We start from the raw sequence: 2,027 nt of genomic DNA, 5'->3' as shown, positions 1-2,027 counted from the left end.
TGCCAACGGCACGACCCTCAGCGTGGTGGTGCCGGCCCTGGCGCGCTCGGGCGCGGTCACCGTGCTGGGCAGCGGCACCAGCTTCAACCTGCAGGTCGTGCCCACGCTGCGCGGCGTCAGCGGTGACGTGGCTGCCGGGAATACCTTGCTGGCCGAAGGAACCGGTCTCACCCGCAATGACCTGGTCATCACCGTAGGCGGCCTCACGGTCACCGACTACACGGTGCGGACCATCTTCGACGGCAGCGGCACCAACCGCGACCAGCAGCTGCTCACGCTGGTCGTGCCCGCCGGGACGCTGACGGGCCAGGCGGTCGTGGTCAGCACGGCCGGCGGCACCGCAGCCAACCGGCACGGCGTGGTCCTGGCCGACAACGGCATCCAGGCCCAGGCGAGCGACCCCCCGGACACACTGGCGGCGGCTGTCTCCCTCGGCCTGCTGCGGGATGCGCACACCGCGGTGACCGCCGACATCGGTGGACCGCTCGACGTCGACCTGTATGCCCTGACGCTGGATGCGCACGCCGCGCTGCGGCTGACCGTCACGCCCAGCGCCAACTACAGCACCGTGCGGATCTTCGATGCGGGTGGCGTGGAGCAGGCGTCGCGCTACTTCGGCCCCAATGACGGCAACCCGCTGGAGTTCACGGCGAACGCCTCCGGCACCTATTACGTCGGGATCAGCGGCTACGGCAACATCGGCTACAACCCCAGCGTGGGCGGCAGCGGAACGTCGTCGGGCTACACCGGCACTTACCAGCTGAACTTCGAGGCGATGCGCGGCGGCAGCAACCGGCTTTCCGGCATGACGGCAAGCGCGGCGAGCGGAACGGCGGCGCAAGCGGGGCTGCCTTCCGCGAACACGGGCCAGACCCTCACGCTGGCGGGCGTCGGGCTGCTGTCCTCCGACCGGGTGGTCTTCACGACCGTGGACACGAACGGTTCCCTGGGCGAGCAGTCGGTGGCGCCCACGGCGGTGGACCTGGTCGCGCAGACCCTCACGGTGCGCGTGCCGGACAGCGCGACGACCGGCATGGTGCGGCTGGAGCGTGACCGCAGCGGCATGGTGCTGCAGGTGGTACCCACCGTGACGGACGTGACGATGAATCCGGGCGGTGGCTTCGTCGGCAACAACCTGACCTTGCGCGGCACGGGTTTCGCGGAGGCCGGCACGACGGTGTCCTTCGGCGCCACGCAGGTGGACGACCGCACGCCCAACTACGGCATCGACGTCTACTCGTCGGGCGTAGGCAACAGCCAGCTGAACATGGTGGTGCCGGGCACGTCGCCGGCGACGCCCAGCGGCCCGATCCGCGTCAGCACCGCGGGCGGAACCAGCGCCGCCTTCAACCAGGCGCTCACCGGCATCACCAGCACCCCGGCCAGCGGCGTTGCCGCCGATGCGGGCGTCGCGGCGGCGGTCCCCGGGCAGGTGATCACCTTGACCGGGACCGGGCTCGATACCAGCATCGATGTGGTCTTCCAGACGGTGGATGCCTCCGGCAACCGGGGCGAGATCGTGGTGCGGCCCAACAGCGTCAGCGCGGATGCGAGCCAGGCGCTGGTCACGGTGCCCGTCCATGCGGTCACCGGAAGCGTGCGGCTGGTGGGCGACGTCAACGGCGCGGCGGTGCCGCTGCAGATCGTCCCGGCGATCACCGACGTGGATGTGGAGTGGGTTGCGGGAGACGGCTCGTATGCCAGCGTGCTGGTCGCCGGCCTGGGCTTCGTGGAGGGCTCGGCCAGCGAGTACCACTTCGGCAGCCTGGTGGTGTTCGACGGCGGAATCAACACGGGCCCCGACGTGTTCGGCCGCGGTGACGCGGTGTACGGCTACGTCCCGAACGGCTATGTGCGGGTGACGGTGCCGCTCGGGGACGCCGCTTTCGGCGCCATCTCGGTCAGCACCGACGGTGGCCAGAGCGCGAGCTACAGCGTGAACCTGGCCTCGGTGACGAGTACGGCGCTGCGCGGCACGGCGGCGAACGCGGGCGAGGCCTCGGCCAATGCGGGCCAGGCGATCACCC

Annotated in this window: 1 protein-coding gene; it reads left to right on the top strand. The window is 70.8% G+C overall.

From position 1 onward, the window contains the following. The coding region (locus LZ009_RS24140) for a hypothetical protein (RefSeq protein WP_275700552.1) at window positions 1-2,027 on the top strand (2,027 nt) is incomplete at both ends.

The organism is Ramlibacter paludis, from assembly GCF_022012305.1.
In the GTDB taxonomy this organism is placed as follows: Bacteria; Pseudomonadota; Gammaproteobacteria; order Burkholderiales; family Burkholderiaceae_C; genus Ramlibacter; species Ramlibacter paludis.
Note: the sequence above shows the minus strand (reverse complement) of the source record. Positions and strands in the feature narration are given on the sequence as shown.